Origin of the sequence: Ruminococcus sp. XPD3002 (assembly GCA_900119535.1) — a bacterium.
Lineage (GTDB): Bacteria > Bacillota > Clostridia > Oscillospirales > Ruminococcaceae > Ruminococcus > Ruminococcus flavefaciens_H.
This window is the reverse complement of record FPJT01000004.1, coordinates 35,411-53,859: the sequence shown is the minus strand read 5'-3', so window position 1 is coordinate 53,859 and position 18,449 is coordinate 35,411. Positions and strand designations below refer to the sequence as shown.

Annotated in this window: 12 protein-coding genes; 2 read left to right on the top strand and 10 right to left on the bottom strand. The window is 46.4% G+C overall.

Going from position 1 to position 18,449, the window contains the following annotated elements; all coding sequences use genetic code 11:
- From BT127_RS04605 to BT127_RS04595, 3 genes are all read right to left on the bottom strand, one after another.
- A complete protein-coding gene (locus BT127_RS04605) occupies positions 1 to 1,038 on the bottom strand; it encodes a LacI family DNA-binding transcriptional regulator (RefSeq protein WP_075423852.1) in 1,038 nt (345 codons plus the stop codon).
- Positions 1,039 to 1,304: 266 nt separating this feature from the next.
- Positions 1,305 to 1,493, bottom strand: coding sequence for a hypothetical protein (locus tag BT127_RS04600; RefSeq protein WP_075423851.1), 189 nt, complete (start codon positions 1,491 to 1,493; stop codon positions 1,305 to 1,307).
- Positions 1,494 to 1,560: 67 nt separating this feature from the next.
- A complete protein-coding gene (locus BT127_RS04595) occupies positions 1,561 to 2,565 on the bottom strand; it encodes a dockerin type I domain-containing protein (protein ID WP_075423850.1) in 1,005 nt (334 codons plus the stop codon).
- 319 nt (positions 2,566 to 2,884) lie between these two features.
- Between BT127_RS04595 and BT127_RS04590 the strand changes: the two genes are divergently transcribed.
- The gene (locus tag BT127_RS04590; protein WP_075423849.1) at positions 2,885 to 4,066 is read left to right on the top strand and encodes an acyltransferase family protein; all 1,182 of its coding nucleotides are present in this window, start codon (positions 2,885 to 2,887) and stop codon (positions 4,064 to 4,066) included.
- A 393-nt stretch (positions 4,067 to 4,459) separates the two neighbouring features.
- On the opposite strand, the gene BT127_RS04580 is transcribed toward BT127_RS04590, so the two are convergent.
- Positions 4,460 to 7,501 (bottom strand): vWA domain-containing protein, encoded by a 3,042-nt coding sequence (locus BT127_RS04580; RefSeq protein ID WP_075423847.1) that lies wholly within the window; start codon positions 7,499 to 7,501, stop codon positions 4,460 to 4,462.
- A 360-nt stretch (positions 7,502 to 7,861) separates the two neighbouring features.
- Between BT127_RS04580 and BT127_RS04575 the strand changes: the two genes are divergently transcribed.
- Complete coding sequence (locus BT127_RS04575) at positions 7,862 to 9,493, top strand: alpha/beta hydrolase-fold protein (RefSeq protein ID WP_075423846.1); 1,632 nt, start codon at positions 7,862 to 7,864, stop codon at positions 9,491 to 9,493.
- A 383-nt stretch (positions 9,494 to 9,876) separates the two neighbouring features.
- Here the strand turns inward: BT127_RS04575 and BT127_RS04570 are convergent, their stop codons facing one another.
- The 6 genes from BT127_RS04570 to BT127_RS04545 all read right to left on the bottom strand — a co-directional run bounded on the left by BT127_RS04570 (position 9,877) and on the right by BT127_RS04545 (position 18,446).
- Complete coding sequence (locus BT127_RS04570; RefSeq protein ID WP_075423845.1) at positions 9,877 to 11,673, bottom strand: LCP family glycopolymer transferase; 1,797 nt, start codon at positions 11,671 to 11,673, stop codon at positions 9,877 to 9,879.
- A gap of 77 nt (positions 11,674 to 11,750) precedes the next feature.
- Positions 11,751 to 14,270 carry a hypothetical protein gene (locus tag BT127_RS04565; RefSeq protein ID WP_075423844.1) on the bottom strand — a complete coding sequence of 840 codons (2,520 nt, stop codon included), beginning with the start codon at positions 14,268 to 14,270 and terminating at the stop codon, positions 11,751 to 11,753.
- A gap of 10 nt (positions 14,271 to 14,280) precedes the next feature.
- Entirely contained in the window at positions 14,281 to 15,045 is a 765-nt protein-coding gene (rlmB, locus tag BT127_RS04560; protein ID WP_075423843.1) for a 23S rRNA (guanosine(2251)-2'-O)-methyltransferase RlmB, read from the bottom strand.
- Positions 15,046 to 15,521: 476 nt separating this feature from the next.
- A complete protein-coding gene (locus tag BT127_RS04555; protein WP_082334896.1) occupies positions 15,522 to 16,412 on the bottom strand; it encodes a metallophosphoesterase in 891 nt (296 codons plus the stop codon).
- Positions 16,409 to 16,654: an acyl carrier protein gene (locus BT127_RS04550; protein ID WP_075423842.1), complete on the bottom strand. Its 246-nt coding sequence runs from the start codon at positions 16,652 to 16,654 to the stop codon at positions 16,409 to 16,411. Before BT127_RS04550 ends, BT127_RS04555 begins: the two co-directional genes overlap by 4 nt.
- Positions 16,647 to 18,446 carry an HAD-IIIC family phosphatase gene (locus tag BT127_RS04545; RefSeq protein ID WP_075423841.1) on the bottom strand — a complete coding sequence of 600 codons (1,800 nt, stop codon included), beginning with the start codon at positions 18,444 to 18,446 and terminating at the stop codon, positions 16,647 to 16,649. The genes BT127_RS04550 and BT127_RS04545 overlap by 8 nt, the downstream gene beginning before the upstream one ends.
- Positions 18,447 to 18,449: the final 3 nt, after the last annotated feature.

Below are 18,449 nucleotides of genomic sequence, written 5' to 3'. Positions count from 1 at the left end.
TCACTCCTTATAGCTTCCACGTATGTCGAGGACGCTGTTCTTGATTATAAGTTTGCCCGTGATGATACGTCTGCCCTCACGATACTGGGGATCGGCAAGCTTTCTCACCATCATATCCACGGATACGGTAGCCATTTTATCAAGATCCACTTCAACCGTAGTGATAGTCGGGATGCAGATGCTTGAAACGGTGTAGTTATCATATCCCACTACCGAGATATCCTCGGGGACACGTACTCCCTTTGATTTCAGTGCCGAGATGACACGGAAGGCGGTCTCGTCGCTGTTGCATACGAAAGCTGTAGGCAGATCGTCGGGGAAGTCTATCTTCTCGTAGAGTATACCGCGGTGATCTCGGTCATCGAGAGTCCATTCGCGGCGGTATTCCAGTTCGTTTTCCATAAGGCATTTCACATAGCCGAGGAAACGGTCGTTGATGCTGCTGGTCATGTTGAAGGTGCCGAAGAAGCCTATCTTGCGGTGTCCCATTTCGACCAGATAATCTGTAAGTATATATCCGCCGTGGTAGCTGTCCGAATTGACAGAATCCACATCGAAGCGGTTATCATAGAAATCCACGAATACCAGCGGAAGGTCTATTTTGCTGATGCGTTCTATGTATTTTCTCTCGACCTGACCGATAACTATGATGCCGTCAACCCGACGTTCTGTTATCATGGTCGGAAGAATTGCATTCTTTTCGCTTTCGGCGGTTATGCACTCGTATACCGTCATAACGTTCATGGCTGAAAGCTTGTTTGAAATGAGTGCAGTCAGTTCCCAGTAGAAAGTTCCGCGGTTTCCCACGAAGCGCTCGGATGTAAGTATTCCCACGTTTTTGCCGAGTTTCGGAAGAGCAGATTTTTTCCTGCCGCTTTTGGTGTTTGAAGGCTTATAGCCCATTTCTTCAGCAGTTTCAGTGATCTTTTTGCGCATTTGTTCACTTACGCCGTCGCGTCCTGCGAGAGCGTTTGAAATGGTAACTACGCTTACGCCAAGCTTGTTGGCGATATCGATCATTTTTACTCCGTTTTTCATGATTACCCCCTTGCAGCGTTATAAACCTGTTACGATCACTTAAAAAGTTTTCAACCGCTTATCAGTTAATATATGAAAAATCAGCGAAAGCTCTTTACATTAAGGTGTGTTGACCGTTTCACAGGCATTTTTTGCTGTTCATATTAATCAACAACATTATATCATGTTTTAATCGATAATTAAAGTAGTGAAACTAAACTTTGTAGAAAACGTCAGTTTCAACACATTTCATAAGGCGTATTGTATAAAAAAGATGCGGAATATGGTCATTCCGCATCGCTGTTGGACTGATATCCGCTGTTTCCGCCGTACTTCGGAAGGAATGGATAAACGTCCGTATAGTCAGAGGATGTGATTTTATCGTTTGGGATAATTCCCGTCATATCGCCCCATGAAGCCGAGGGACAGTAGTAAGTTATATCCTCTTTATTGTTATCGGGTGTATGTTTTTTCATCTTATCATCTCCCGTAAGTATTTTGTGGATACGGCAGAAAAAGATGCAAGGAATTTAATGGTTTGCGTCAGTTCTCCTGTTCTCTGAGGGCATTTCTCATAAGCACAAGATCGAAAACATTGAGTTTCCCGTCATCATTGAGGTCTGCGGAAGACATGTTTTCAGCGGATCCGCTATCATCGTTCATAAGCCATTTGCTGAAGGCTACCGCATCGGATACCGCAAAGCTTCCGTCGCCGTTCACATCGCCCTTTACTGTGGTTACGTCCGCAGATTCAAGGACTATGAGCTTTTTTTCGCTGTCAACGGTGTTTACACGTATCTCGCCTTCACCGATGTATTTACCGTAGTATTCGGGCAGGAATACGGGATAGGCGTAGGTCGTGGACTTTGCTGCACTTTTTATTTCATAGTCGTAGCAGAGGAGGTGAGTGCTTCTGTCTATAATATCACCTGATTTCAGGGTTCTGCCGTCGAGGTAGGTGATACCTTCTATCTCGGGAGCTATATAGAAATTGCCTGCAAGATTTCCTACAAGTTCGGCATCAAAAGGCAGAACGTAGTCCTTTTCGTTTATGAAAGCTAAATCATAGCTGCCCTTTGTATTTACTATATTAGCGACGAAGCCTGTGTTTTTGCCGTCGTAGTGGATAGTATCGTTTATCTTCAGCTTCATGCCGAGAGTCATCTCGGAAGTGTTGTAAACTGTGCTTGGAGTTTCATCACCTGATACTGTAACAGTCAACTGCTTGTCCGTACCTACAGTGCCTGTGTGCTTTATGGTGATAACGGCTGAACCTGCGGAAACACCTGTGATAGTTCCGCTTCCGTCAACGGATGCAACATCTGCGTTATCGGATGTGAAGATAAGATCCTGTTTTGCGCCTGTACTCCATTCCAGTTCTATTTTTACAGATTCACCAACGGCTATAGTATCCTTTGATACGGATGCTTTTTTAACGCAGGCAACGATAGTAAGTGCGTGGGATGAAAGTGTGGCTGTTGGGATAACGTTTGCGGCAGTGCAGCAAAGGCAGCCTGCAAGCAGTAATGAAGTGAATTGTCTGTGCATTTTTAAATTCTCCTTTTGTTTTAATTTACTTTAGTATACCATGTTTTTGCTTATCGTTAAACTTAACTCTTTGTCAGCGATGTAACATTATTGTATTATTCTTAAAATTTCTATCAATGTTTTGCGGAAAAAGGTGAGACTTTTTCCTTTTTCGGGAGACTAATAATTAGTAAGGAAAAAGCGGAATTGACTTTACACTTGCCGCGTGATATAATTAATATTGCTTGATTGGACAGTATTATTTTTCATATTTATGTTATATTCTGTTCGTCCTGTGCGAGTGTAACAGTTGATGATTATTGATGTGAGGAGACGTAAAATGGACATTAACAAGGATCAGAAGATCAAAAACGGATTTCAGCTGCTTTCAAGATACCGCGGCGCAATAATGGGTATCGCTGCTATATGGATACTCGTTTTCCATAAGTGGATAATCCTTTCGGCAATACCGCCCGAGGGAACCTTCGACCTGGTGAACTTCCTGGAGCAGTATATCAAGAAAATAGGTTTTTGCGGAGTTGATATATTCCTTATGCTTTCGGGTATCGGACTTACCTTCGCTATAAAGAAAGAATCGCTCCCGAAATTCTACTACCGCCGCATCCGACGTATTATCCTGCCGTTTCTTGCTGTAGCCGTTATACGCTGGAAGCTGGAAAAATGGACGACACAGGCATTCCTCGGAAATATCAGCGGATTCAACTTCTATACCAAGACCATTTACTCGTTTTTGTGGTTCGTACCTGCGATAATCACACTGTATCTGCTGTTCCCGCTGTATTACAAAATATTCAGCAAGGCTAAGAACAAGACGATGTTCACTGTCGGAGCTGTTACGCTCTGGCTTCTGGTGACGCTTCTTGTACGCGATCATATGCGTATAGACCTTTTCGGCTTCACTAACCGTATACCGATATTCATTATCGGAGTTCTCTTCGGATACCTTACTCAGAACCGCAAGGATATCGAATTTACTCTTTCTACCTATTTAATGCTTCTGATAACCCTTGCACTGGGACTCTATATGGCTTACCTTTCCAATTACTTCGGTTACGGACTTATCGTACCTGTCGGAAACTGCTGCTTCCCTAACTGCCTTATTGCAGTGAGCCTGCCGTTTATCATTGCCCGTATCCTTTACTTTTTTGAAAGGAGACTCTCGGTCTTCGGCAAGGCTGTTATAAAGGTGCTCAGCTTCTTTGGTACGTTCTCGCTGGAATTCTACTGCGTTCAGGAGTGGTTCGCAGGAATAATGATACCGAAGCTTATGTCTAAGGGCTGGAGCAACCTTAAGATAAATATAGCGATATTCCTTATGATAACTGCTATATCATTTGTGGCAAGCATGGTGTTCAAGTTCTTCTGGAAGCTTGTGGAAATGCCGTTCGGACGCAAGAAAAAGGCTGAGGCAGCAGCTTCTGAGGAAAAGACTGACAAGGCTGAGACGAAATCGGAGAAAAGCACCGGGAAAGTCGAAGCTGCAGAACAGAAAAGTGAATAATACGCAGCTGTACGGAAGTTCCGCTTATGTATCAATGAACGGACAGCCTGTATGATTGCATGAAAAAGCGGCCTCGCAGGATGAATCCTGCGGGACCGCTGTTTTGTTTGGTATTTCATACCCTTCTGTAAGCCAGATATGGTATCACCAGTAACGCTATGCTTATGATAATGTATACGGCATCCAAACGGTGCTTCTTTATGAGGACTATAAGCTCGATGATATTAACTGCAACAGTAATTATCAGAGCTGCTGCCAGTATTATATAAAGATAACCAGGAACTTCGCCGGTATTGCCTATTATGCTTCTGTTGTATTTTATGAATTTGATGTAGCATAACAGACACGTATTTATAAGCATAAAAACTGAATTAAAAATGTAATACTTAGCCATTATACCCAATTATTTATTATGTCAAGCATTGTCGAATGGTAATCAGCATCAGCATCAGCCTTCTTAAGAATGCATTCCTTCAGATACATAGGAGTATCGAAACGTACTGTAGGATCAGCAAATGCCTGAATTACATTAGGTAATAAACCACTATACTCGATAACAGCATCCCACCAATCTCTTGGTGCCATAGAGTCAAAACCGTCTTCTGAGCCGAATGCTGCTTTCCATGCTTCGGACGCAACAGAAGAACAGTTATGTGAGTAAACATTATAATAACTGTTATTATTATGATATGCCATTACTGCATCAAGCTGATCCTGTGTTATCTGTCTTGTGTATGCTGCCATTTCTGTATAAGCGTTTTCATAGTTACTTTCATAAGCAAATTCCAAGTTATAGTGTACTCCGCCTGTAGAACCAAAACCTAACGTCGATGAAGGGACGCTTAAAGTTTTAGGAGTGCTTTCAGAACTGAAATTTCCAAGGGAAACATGACCGCCTTTTTTTATTTCATAATTGTCTTTGTCGTTTTCAATGTTAAAATTGCCGGAAAAATCATAAAAATTTCTTAATGTATAGTTATAAACTATACCATCTTTAAAACCACTTATATCAAGTGTATCGTTAACATAGCTCTTATAAGAAAGCCATGCATGACCGCCTGAGAAGCCTTCGTTGTCGGGGTGGCAGGAAACGATAGTCAGTTCGCCGATAATGCCGCCTGCAAGTCCTTTAGCTCTTGGTGCTGTGTCCTCGTTATCAAGGATACCGTCCTTATCTGTATCTTCCTCCTCGGGATCGGATACAACATAGCAGTATATCTTTCCGTTGTTTTCGCTGATAACAAGTTCGTCGCCGTTCTTAACGTGGTCGCCGTCGTAATCGTCATTTGCCTGAACATCATCGTATGATAAGCCCTTGAATGCGTTGATTCCCGTGCCTGTGCCTGTTGTGAGCTTTCCTTCGCAGAGGAGCTTTGTGTAGTAATCGGAGATACCGTCGTCATTGCTGTCGGTATGGTAGTCGATAGTTTCCTGCTCGGCTTTTTTATAGCCTTCGGATAATTCATCTGCGCTTGGTGCGTAGTAGTACTTACCGCCTGTTTCGTTTGCGACCTTCTCTAATACAGAGCTGTCAACGTCGCCAAGACCGATAGTATAGATCGTTATCTCGTTTTCGTTTGCCATATTGATAAGATCGGAATATTCGTAGGAATAGTGGTTATCTTCACCGTCTGTCATGAAGAATATGTATCTGCTGTTTCCGCTTGCATCGCCCTTAAGCTCCTGGATACCTGTATAGATACCTGCGCTTCCGTTTGTACCTGAATTTGAATTGCGTCCGCTGTCGTTCACGATAGAATCAACAGCATTCTTTAAAGCTGCTTTATTATTTGTAAGCTTTGCAACTACCTTTGCATCAGCGATGAATGATACAACGCTTCCCTTATCTGTATCCTCTGAGAGTTTTTCTACGAACTGTGTTGTAAGCTTGTTTCTGAGGTTATCTTCGTCATTCCAGTCCATGCTCTTTGAACGGTCTAATACAAATGCGATGGAAACGCCGTTGCTTCCGCTGTTTTCAGCAGGCTTTCTGATATCCTGCTCCCACATCTTGTCCACATCCTTTTTATTGAGCAGGATGTATGTTGAGAAGTGGGGAACTACAGTTGATGCTTTATTGCCCTCTACAGTTGTGGGGAGTTCTTCAAGAAGCTGTGTTTCTTCGTTGAAATAGTAGATAACAGGCTCGAAATCCTCATCAGCAAGAAGTGCTTCATCAAACTCGAATGAGATAGTTGCTGAATCGATATCGCCTTCTGTTTCAAAATTGAAAGCAGGACCTATATATCCGGGTATGCCTTCATCAAGAAGCATATTGTCCGATCTGCCTACCTTAAGGTTAGAAGCCTGTGAAGCTCCGCCTTCAAGTGATACGCTTGCAGTTACAGAGTCGGCACTTTCGGTTGCTGTTACTGTGAAGGAATCGTCGGGAGTTATGGGATCGTATCCGTGTGTTTTCTCCCAGCCGTCAGAAGCGTGGTCGCCGTCTGTGTCTGCATTAAGCGGATCTGTGCCCAGTTCCTGCTCTTCCTTATCTGTAAGGCCGTCGTTGTCTGTATCAGCCTTAAGAGGATTTGTTCCGAGTCTTATCTCGGTGATGTTGCTGAGACCGTCCTGATCCTCGTCACGGTCGGCATCCTTTACGCCGTCACCGCCTGTTGATACCTTGTTTGGATCTGTATTTGTCAGGCAGTATTCCTGATAATCTGTAAGACCGTCTCCGTCGGTATCTGTAGTGCTTGAGCTGCCCTCAAGAACTGCTAACGGGATATCGCTGATATCAACAGTCGAGAAGGATACATTGCCCTTGACAACTACATCAGAGTCCTTTAGTTTGATAGTTTTTTCGATTCCGATAGATTTTTTGAGGTCAGCAGCCTTTGATACAGGTATATCAAAGCCTGTGAATCCGTCCAGTAAAGCGAATGCGAGGAAGAGTGAAAGCATCTTCTTTGCTTTCTTATCATCCTTCTTTAAAAACATGAATCCGCATACAAGCACAGAAAGTCCGAGGGCTGCCCAGAGGAGAAGGATATTCTCCTTGTCGCCTGTCTTAGGACTGCTTGAATTAGAATTTTTTGCTGTGGTCTTTGCTGTTGTTTTTGTTGTGGTAGTTGTGGTTGCAGCCGCAGTTGTTGATGCCTGTGTAGCTGTAACATAAACAGCTTCAAGCGAAACGGTCTCGCCTGCGCCAAGGGAATCGAATGATATTTCGTTATATCCGCCCTCTGCGAGAACATAATCGGATACCTGAACACTTTCAAGTGTGACATCCTTTAAAGCGTATGGGTTGTTGTTTTTCACCGACAGATCCACTTTTATGGAATCCTTCTCTGCATACTCATCTTTATCGGTCTCCAGAATTACCTGAAGTCCGTCCTGCTCGACCGTTTCGGCAGAAGCAGGGAGCGCAGCACTGCTGAAACAGATCAGCATTGAAGCGAGGATCGGTGAAACCATCTTTTTGATCTTCATGATTTTCAACCTCCAATAAAACTATGATGATTTGTTAATTAATGTCAGATTCATTTTTACCCGTTTTGAGTTTTTGAACAGACATAAATCGAACAAACTTTTTTTATTATATCATAACACATATAATTATGTCAAACCATTTGTTGCGATATAGCTTGATTTCTGCGAGGTGTGACTAACTTTCAGGAGTCCCTGTTTCTTTTTGCAGCCTTGAAAAAAATAATATTCATTTTGTCCACCGTTTTCTTCATTTATACAGTTTACAAATACAAGATTTATTATTATAATATATGTTACAATGGTGTAATTGTACACATTTATAAGCGGTTTGTCAAAAATATTGTAAAGGGGCGATTACTTATGAGTAAAAAAACAAAGAAAGCAGCTGCTATGCTGGCGACAGGTTCTCTCCTGTGTTCAGCTCTCGGTATGTACGGTACCGCATCTGCTTCAGCCGCAGAGGATGATGTGAGCTACATCCTTCATGATACCTTTGAAAGCGGCAGCGACGACTGGTCAGGACGTGGCTCGGCAAGTGCGGAAAGAAGCGACAGTTCACCCTTCAAAGGCGAAGGATGCCTTCTTGTAGGAAGCAGAGCAAGTTCCTGGAACGGCGCACAGAAAGAGCTTGGAAGCATAGTAAGTGCAGGCAAGGAGTACAGCTTCAGCGTCTGCGTACAGGCTATGAGCGGAAAGCCGCAGATGATGCTGTCACTTCAGTACAACACCGCAGACGGTAAGACGGAGTATGGTCACATAGCTCAGGGTAAGGCAGAGGCAGGAAGCTATCTTCAGCTTGCAGAGACCAATTACGCTATACCCGAGGGAGCTTCTGATTTTGTGCTTTATGTTGAGACGGAAAGCGGTACGGACAGCTTCTGTGTTGACGAGGTTGTTATCGCGGAAGCAGGAACTGTGATAAAGGAAAAAGCTCCCGGTAAGATGATTCTCGGAGATATAAACAGCGACGGAATTATCAACAGCTTTGACGTTGCTGCTGCAAGAAGCGGTCTTGTAAGCGGATTTACGGACAAAAACCAGAAGAAGGCGGCTGATGTTGACCGTGATACAGAGTTCGCTATGGCTGATGTTGTGCTGATAAGCGAGTTTGTACACGGCAAAATTAACGAGTTCCCGGATAATTCGCCCGAGGTTCCTTCCGTAAGCGGAGGTACATACACTAAGGAGGAGCTTCTTGACCACATCAACAGCACCCTTGTGAATAACGAGCCTATGGATTCACGTACCGAGAAACCCGGTGTGGATTACGGTACTATAAAGAAGAGTAAATATTTCTCCAAGAAGGCAAACAAGGAGAAGCCGTACAATATACTGCTTCCTGCAAATTACGATCCCAACAAGAAGTATCCCGTTCTTTACCTGCTTCACGGCTTCTTCGAGAATGAGGACCGCATGATGACTCAGCCGAATATGTACACCCGTCAGATCATAGGCAATGCTATTGCCGAGGGCGAGGCAAAGGAAATGATCGTTGTTGTGCCTTTCATATTCACCAGTTCAACTCTTGACAATGCAAAGGATTTCGGCGATGCGGCTTCAAACGAGGGCTACGAGAACTTCGTTGACGACATAGTGGACAGCCTTATGCCGCATATCGAGGAGAACTACAGCGTTGCTACAGGCAGGGAGAATACTGCGGTAACAGGCTTCTCAATGGGCGGAAGAGAGTCACTCCAGATCGGTATGAAGTACCCTGACAAGTTCGGCTATGTGGGAGCTATTTGTCCTGCACCAGGCGTTGTAGGTTCATTCAAGTGGAGCAGTCCCGAGGAAGAGCCGTACTTCCTGATGATAACAGGCGGAGATAACGACAATGTCGTAACGCCATTCCCAAGCAATTACCATGACAACTTCACCAAGAACGGCGTACCACATGTATGGCAGTACATCAAGGGAGGCGCTCACGGAGACAACTCGATACATCCTGCTGTATATAACTTTGTAAGAGCTATTTTCCAGGTAGCTACATGATAGAATGATATAGTTATATAAAAAAGGGACACTTCACACGAAGTGTCCCTCAGCTTGTCAAAAAAGTATGGATTTATCAGGGAACGCCCTCTCTTGCAGGGCGTTCCCTCTTTCAAAACAGTCCACCGGACTGTTTTGAAATTCACTCTTTGCTGAGCGCTTCGTATCGCAAGGCTCTGCCCTACCTTACCGGTCCGTCCCCTCTGTCAGCTTCGCTGACATCTCCCCACACTGTGGGGAGTCACCCACCAAAGGCTCTGCCTTTGGAATCCGCTAAAGGGATAGCATCCCTTTAGAATCCCCAAATTAATGGCTTCAGGTTCTTTTGACGCTTTAAGGGACACTTCACACGAAGTGTCCCTTTATTTGTGATCTTAATGATTTCAGCTGAATACCTTATCCGCAATTATATTGTGGTTCTGATCGAAATCGACCATGAGTACGGAAAGATAATCTTCGCCTATAAGGGCGCTGTCGCCGTAGTAAGTACCCTCGGCAGGTATCTGTATCTGCTCTATCTCGTACTGTGAAGCGATAGGAGCTCTCAGTGAAAGCAGATAAAGCTCGGGAGTCTCCATATTTGTGACAAGCTTTGGCATAACGTCTGTTGCGATGTTCTTTATGGTATCAGGTCTCAGCTTCTTCGCCTTGCCGATAACCTGTGTAAGAACCTCTCGCTGACGCTGTGTACGCTCAAAGTCGGCGTTTCCGATGTATCTTATACGCGCATAGGAAAGTGCCTGTTTGCCGTCGAGGTGGAGTTTTCCGCCGCCTGAGAGAAGGTCGTCGAAGGTGTTGTCGCCCATTATCTCGTTGACCTCTGCCTGGAGGATAGTATTTATCTCGCCTGCTTCTGCGTCCGAAACGTCCATATCAACACCGCCTACAGAGTCGATAAGTGCGGCGAATGACATGAAGTTAACGCATACGTAATCGTCTATCTTGACCTTGAAGTTGCTCTCGATAGTATCCATAAGCAGGTCTGCACCGCCGTAGGAGTAAGCGGCATTGAGCTTGTCCCAGCCTCTTCCCGGTATCTCCACATAGCAGTCACGCATGAACGATGTGAGAGTTATCTTACGCTTTTTGCTGTTTATGGACATGAGTATCATCGTGTCGGAGCGTCCCTGTTCTGTGAGTGAACGTCCGTCCGTACCTATGAGGAGTACGCTTGTAACTCCGACTGACTGGAGTGCGCCTGCTGTACGGGCACGGCTTCCCGATTCCTGGTGGTTGAGCTTCTTGATGAGAGCCAATGAAGCGCAGGAGTAGAGTGCGAAAAGAAGTATCAGGATAGTAAGGAGCGAAACGATTATCTTTTTTATTATCCTTGAAAGCAGGCTCTTGTGCTTTCTTTTTTGTTTCTTTGGCTTTGGTGCGGGAGCAGTGGGACGAGGTCTTGGTGCTGATGAACCGGAGCTTTTTCTGTGCTGTTGGGAAGTGTTCTGCGGACGCTGTTGTGGCTGTCCGTAATTTGGCTGACCGCCGTACTGCTGTGGCTGTCCGTAATTCGGCTGACCGTTGTACTGCTGAGGCTGACCGTAATTTGGCTGACCGCCGTACTGCTGAGGCTGACCGTAATTCGGCTGACCATTGTACTGCTGAGGCTGTCCGTAATTCGGCTGACCATTGTACTGCTGAGGCTGACCGTAATTTGGCTGACCATTGTACTGCTGAGGCTGTCCGTAATTCGGCTGACCGTTGTACTGCTGAGGCTGTCCGTAATTCGGCTGACCGCTGTACTGCTGAGGCTGACCGTAGTTCGGTTGACCGTTATACTGCTGAGGCTGACCGTAATTTGGCTGACCATTGTACTGCTGAGGCTGTCCGTAATTCGGCTGACCGTTGTACTGCTGAGGCTGTCCGTAATTCGGCTGACCGCTGTACTGCTGAGGCTGACCGTAGTTCGGTTGACCGTTATACTGCTGAGGCTGACCGTAATTTGGCTGACCGCTGTACTGCTGAGGCTGTCCGTAGTTTGGCTGACCATTGTACTGCTGAGGCTGTCCATAATTCGGCTGATTGCCGTACTTAGGCAGCGGCTGAGTATCTGTGCTGTCAGCAGGACCTGATGTACGCGGATAATTTGATGAGCTTGGGATAGCGTATATGGTATTTTCGTTATCCGAGTTGTCCTTATGAGTTTTTTTCTTTAATCCTTTCATTTTGTTGTCTGACATTTATCCTTTCTCCTTTCCGAAGAAATAAGGACCGCTTGAACGGCAGTCCTTATCTGATAGCCGATGCGCGGCGTATATTATTTCAGCTTTTTAATGCTTACTGCTATGCAGGTCACGGCAGTTACAAGAAGATTGTAGATGACGAGTGCCGAGGCGGACATGTAAACATAGTTTATCTCAAACGCCTTTGAGAGAATCATCATCATACCGAGACCGAGTCCCGTAAGTATTGAAACCGTCTGCACTATAAGACCTATGATAGCGGATATGTGTATTACCTTAGTACCTAAGATAAGCTGTGCCATAGAGCTGAATCTTCCTGTACATGCCATAGAAGCGCTCATGCGTACTGTTTTCTTTGTTTCTGAGTCAAAGTCTTCGTAAAGACGCTTGGGGATAACTTTTATCATCTCGTCGGGAATACCGAAAAGTGAGGCGATATAGCCTGATGTAAGGCAGGGATCAACGCTCTTGGTTATCATATAGACCTTGCTCTTGGCAAGACGCTTTGCCCAGCGCTTAACGTACCTGTCAGCATTCAGCTCGACCATGAACATTGCTGCAAGGTTGCCTGAGATCGAGAGATAGAGCGGTATCTGTCCCTCGGTAGCGTATTCGGCTTCCTTTGCCTTTGTGGGAACGCCCTCTATATTGTGGCTCGTCATAAGCTCGCGGCTTCCGAGAAGAACTCGTCTGTTGTTTATCCAGCCGCAGAGTCCCTGATCCTCTTCGATAGAGAAATTCTCGATAGGATAGAGTATATCGTCCTTTCCGGGCACTACAACGTCACTGAAAAGACGACGCATGATGCTTCCTGCGTGAGTTGAAAGGCTTGCTGCTTCAAGGAGAGCTTCATCCAGCTTGGTATTCGAGAATACCTTGATGCCGCCCATTTTTACGGTACCCTCGGGGAAGAAGGTGTCAGCACTGACGAGGATCGAGTTTGCATCATAAAGGTCGTCAACGCTCTGGTATCCGAGGAGGATGCCCTTGTTCCTGAGAGTCTGGTGTGATACCTTTTCAAGCGGAACGTTCGCTACGAACGGCATACCTATGCAGGCTGCAGCACATATCAGCATACTGAATATGGAAAGTCCGAATACTGCCGAGTCTACGGAAGCAAGTGTGCCCATTCTCACTATAGTGAGAACTATCGATACTATCATTGATACCACAAGGCATATAGGTGCAGCCTTGCGGCAGTATGAATCGGTTATATCTGATGAGTAGGTATATCTCAGGAAGTCCGTAAGGAAGTCCGTCTTGCGCATTGCCGCAAGTATCGGGAAATCGCCTATAGTACCTCTTGTAAGCCTTTCTGCACGTTCCTCGTCCCTGACGTAGACAACTGCGTGGCGGTCGAATTCCTGCGATATGAAGCGGAAGTTCCTGTCCGCACGGCGAAGTATCAGGAGCTTTCCTATTGCGTTGAACAGAAGTGCGAGTATGCCTACAGGCATATAGACGTGTATGGTCTCTGCCTTAGCCATGTCCATGCGGAAGAAAGCGAAAAGCAGTGCAAGGGTACAAGCTATTGCGGTAATTGCGGACATCGAATCGCTGTCAGCGCTCATGGTGAAAAGGTTCTTTACGCCCTTGGTTATAACGGGAAGTGATACCACCAATGCGATAGCGCCGAGAATGAGATGCACCAGCAGATACGAGAAGATATGCTCACGGCTGAGTATATCAAGTATCGGCAGTCCGAACTGGTCGCATACCGTTATGTAAAGACTGAGGAAGGCAGTGAGAGCAAGTGTGCTGACTCGTGAGGTGAGCACGTTTTTCAGCTCGTAGATATCACGTCCAACGTCCTCAACATCGCCGTAGTAGTTGAAGTCCACCAAACGCTTTGTACGGCGCTTTTTAGTCTTTGCGCCTGTCTGTTCTTCGATATCGTGCTGGATATGGACATCAAGCGCCTGATCGGGCACTTCCGGTTTGGCACTGAGGTCTATGCTCGTAACATCCGCCCTTGGAGTATTTTCAGCAGGCTTTGCTGCTTCAACCGCAGCAGGAGAGGGGACGATATCCGTAACGTTTCTCCAGCTGTCGGGACCGTTTGCATCGGTGAGTATCTCACCGCGGCTGCGCTTTCTGCGGCTTATATTCGGCGGATCGTACATGTACTCTCCGCTTGGAGTTTCCTTTTTGTATGTGAATCCTGCGTCCTTCTGACGGCGGGACTTCTTGTGCTTTTTCTGCTGTTTTGCAGCTTCTTTGGCTCTTGTAGAGTCGGACATACGCCTTATCATCGGAGCTGCACCCGTTTCATCAGGTTCGGGAGCCTTCTGAGCCATTATGTCCTTGACATCGCTTATACCCTCAGAGCTTGCAACAGCTATGGTATTTCGTGAAGGATCGGCAGGCTTCTGTTCAGCGATGACCGCTTCGTCCTTCGGCTTATCGAACAGCTCGTTCTTCTCGTGCGAAACCGGTCTGCGCTGAGGCGCCGGAGGCGGCTGAAGTGCAGGTTCGGGAAGAGTGGAGTTGATTATCTTCTGTGCGTCGACTCTGCCGACATGGGGGTAAGTATCCGATGCATCGGGGGAATATTCTTCGAGTATGTCTTCAAGTGATAGTTTATTATCGGGCATGGTTACCTCCTTATCTGCCCTCTGCCCTGCGCTGGCGCAGCACCTCGTACATGAAGATGCCTGCCGCAACAGATGCGTTGAGCGAATTTATCCTGCCAAGCATAGGCAGTTTTATCATGAAATCACATTTTTTCTGTATCAGTTTGCTGATGCCGAATCCCTCGGAACCTATGACAAGTCCGCAGCTTCCTGTGAAGTCGGTCTCGGAGTAGTCACTGCCCGAAGCGTCCGTACCGTAAATCCATACGCCTTTTTCCTTAAGTTCGTCGATAGCAGCGGCGAGGTTGGAAACTCTTGCAACAGGCACATAGCTTGCAGCGCCTGCCGAGGTCTTGAAAACGGTAGCATTGAGGCTTGCGCTTCTTCTTTTGGGGATGATAACACCGTCTGCACCCGAAGTCTCGGCAGTACGGATGATAGCACCGAGGTTATGTGGATCCTCTATCTCGTCGCAGATTATGATGAAAGGCTTTGTGCCCTTTTTTTCGGATACAGCAAGTATCTCGTCGATAGTGACGTACTCTCCGCATGCGCCTACGGCAACGACTCCCTGATGTGAAGCGCCGCCTGAGAGCTGTGAGAGCTTTTTATCCTGGGCGTCCTTTACAACAACGCCCTTCTCCTTTGCGAGACGGCGTATAACGTTAAGACTTCCGCCGTTTCCGTCGATGTATATGGTATCGAGGAGCGCACCTGATTTAAGTGCCTCGATAACTGGATTCCTTCCGCAGATAACGTCTGAGGAGGACTCGCTGAAATTACTGTTTTTATCCATTTCGCTAATCGGGGAAGCTTCCCCGCTCCTTGTATCGGTTTGTAAAACTGGTGTGAGCGGACGTGAAAACAGCCTGAAACCGTAAATTATCGGGTGAGAGGCTGCAAGTCCGCATAAAAATACATTATATATTATATCATGCCTTTTCAGAAAAAACAAGTATTATTTTATGTTGGCAAGGCAAAGACATTTACTTAGGTTTGAATTCAGTTCGTAGGATGATCTTTCTGTAGAGTCAGAAGGGAACGCCCTCTCTTGCAGGGCGTTCCCTCTTTCAAAACAGTCCACAGGACTGTTTTGAAATTCACCCTTTGCTGAGCGCTTAGTATCGCAGGGCTCTGCCCTGCACCTGCCAAAGGCTCTGCCTCTGGACTCCGGCAGGGAGCGAGCGGCTCCCTGCACCCCGCTTATTAGTGCCTTATTTTTTATCGCTGGTTTTTAACACGTCCATATAAGATAAAAAGGAGAATGATGTCCTATTCAGTGGGGATTTCAATGCTGCTTGTAAAATCTTCTGCCGCCGCTTCAATATCGATGACAGTAAGCTCGGGACGGTTGAATATACGTGGAATGAATATCATTCTCAGGGGACGTGCGAGTCCTTTGCTGATTATATGCACGGTATCACCGTATTCATACATTCCCTTTGTTCTTTCGGGGAATATTCCCTGGTCGGGAGCGTACAGCCCCTGTTCGAGAATGAATGGTATCTCCCACTGTCCGCCGTGAGCGTGTCCCGAGAGTATAAGGTCGAATGGCACTTCCTTTGCGGCATCGATACAGGCATCTGTCTGTTCCGGCTGGTGCGAAAGGAGGACGTTATAGCAGTCCTCAGCAAGCAGTTCGCAGCAGTTTTCAAGCTGAGTTCCGTTTTTTCCGTACTCTATAGTGTCGATAATTCCGCAGATACGGATTTTCTGATCGTTTACCGTGAATTCGGTGCAGCTGCCTTCAAGTCGGGGAACGCCAAGCGCATCAAGCTGATCGTAGAAGTCCTGACGGTCCGAACGCATCATCTCGTGGTTCCCGGGAGTGTAGGCGCAGGGATATTTTGCCTTTACGAGTCCGGCGAGCTTAAGAGAGTTGTCAAAGCCGCCGTACATATCTATGAGGTCGCCTCCGAAAAGCACTATATCGGGATCCTGTTCCTGTATCTCGTCCCATATACCCGATTGGTCTTTACCGCCGTAAAAGCCGTTATGGAGATCAGAGATAAAAACTATCCTTACGGGACTGCTTACCTTTGATGAGCTTACGGTATAGTTCACCGTTTCAAGTGCATATCCCCATGTTTCCAGCAGGACTATTATAGCAAATGCAGTCAGGACTATAATGATACGGCGCTTTTTGTTCCTGACTTTAGTCATTGCTTACCTCTTTCTTTTATGATCGCTATCATCTCTCCCACGTTTTTCATTCCCGATACCTCACGCATCCTGAACTGCATTGAGAACTCGTCCTCGACAGCGGAGATAAGGTTGATATGTTCTATGCTGTCCCAGTCCTCGATATCGGCGGAAGTGGTATTTTCGCTGACTGACAGGGAATCATCGTCAAAAACGTCCCTGAATACGCTGTTGAGTCGTGTTATTATGTCCTGGTCATTCATATATTTTCTCCTTTTCGTTTACCTTGATGACTTTATTTTTATTTTCGTAGGTGTCAAGATCAAGGTTCCAGACAGAGCTTCCGTTCTCGGACTTGTTCAGCAGAGTGAACCCGAGATCGCCGTAAAGCTCTGCGACCATGCTGTTTTTTTCGGTCTTGTAGTAGTAACCCATTATCCTGCTTATGCCGCGGCGTATGCACTGGTGTACAAGTTCGTCCAGCATAGCATATTCCATATCCCTTTTCAGTACACGGCAGCTCATGAGCCAAAGTTCAACGTGGAGAGTTTCCTTTTCACATCTGCCGATAATCACCGATACTATGCCGTTATCGCCGAATTTGTCCGTAAGGCTTCCGCAGAGCCTTATCCTGTCGGAAGAGCGGCTTATGTCCTCCATTTCCTTGGAGGTATATCGGCGTGTAGTGAGGTTGAACTGGTTGCTCTTGTTGGTGAGCTGGGTTATCCTCGGCAGGAAAACAGGTGTGAAGTCGGCTATCTCTGCATGCATGTCGAGACTGAGCAGATAGTCCGTATAGTTGGTGAACTGCTTCTGCATTGCCTGACGCTTTGCATTTGCAGCGTACATTTCGTTTCTTACAAGATCGTCTCCCGAGAGGTCCGTAACTTCAAACCAGCTGCTGCGGCTGAGACGGTACAAGGTGTCCTTGACGGACGATGCCTCTATCGTTCTTACTGACGGGAGCTGTGATGATACTATATCGCATTCGGCAGGGTTATCGTCCACAAAAATGAAGCTTTCGGGGAGCAGTCCCAGCTCCGCAGCGGAGGCTTCGATGTTCTCGCTTTTAGGCTGCCAGTTGGCTTTTATGGAAGCAAAATCGTCGGGACGGAGTATACCGCTGGGGTGTTCCAGTCCGAGAAGTGCGTTCTCTGCATCGTTTTTGGAGCATACCGTAAGGAGTATGCCGTACTTTTTGTAGGTCCTGAGCCAGTTCTGGAGCATTGAATAGGACTCGCCCTCGGCTGTTTCCTCGCCTATCTCGATGCCCTCCTGACCGTCATCTCCGATGACTCCGCCCCAGAGGGTGTTATCAAGGTCGAGAGCGACGGCTTTTTTGTTTTTTCCGTAGAGGGAGCGGATGATGCAGACCGTACTGTAAGCCAGATCGGGTATCGCATCGATGTTCATGGCGTATTTATAGAGGAACCAGCTGTCTGGATCGTGCCATTTTTCCAGTCCCACTGCTGCGGAGAGGTAGTTGATGTCGTTAACATAGAATCCGTGGCAGTTCCTTGCGTATTCCGATACGGCAAGGTTCATGCGGTCGATGAATGCCGAACGTCCCGTAATTCCCCAGCGGTCATAGCTGCCTGTATGACGGTACAGCGGTAGCTCGAAGTTGTTCTGAATTATCGGAACGCCGAAGTTCTTTGCAAGACTTGTCCAGACCTGTTTCAGTATACTTGTCTGCATTTCAAGGCGCTGTTTTATATCGTCCTCGGTCTCGTTCGGATCGTCGGGAATATATTTCAGGTTGCATGAGGTAGTGTGTATGTATATCACGTCGGGGTGGAAGCTTTCAAGAGATTCATTGCCGAAAACGGCGTCCTCGTAGAATCTGTTGTACTCGGACTGCCAGAAGGCGGGCTCGATGCCCGAATCCAGCAGGAAAAGCTCCATAGCCGAAACTATATCATTTGTGGTGGAGCCTCCCAGAACGGCTATCCTGACTTTTATACGTTCGCTGCCGTCTGCAAGGAGCTGCTTCTTTATGCCTCGTCTGTGACGCATTATATATCTGCTGTCGAATGGAAATTCAAGCTCTTTCATTGG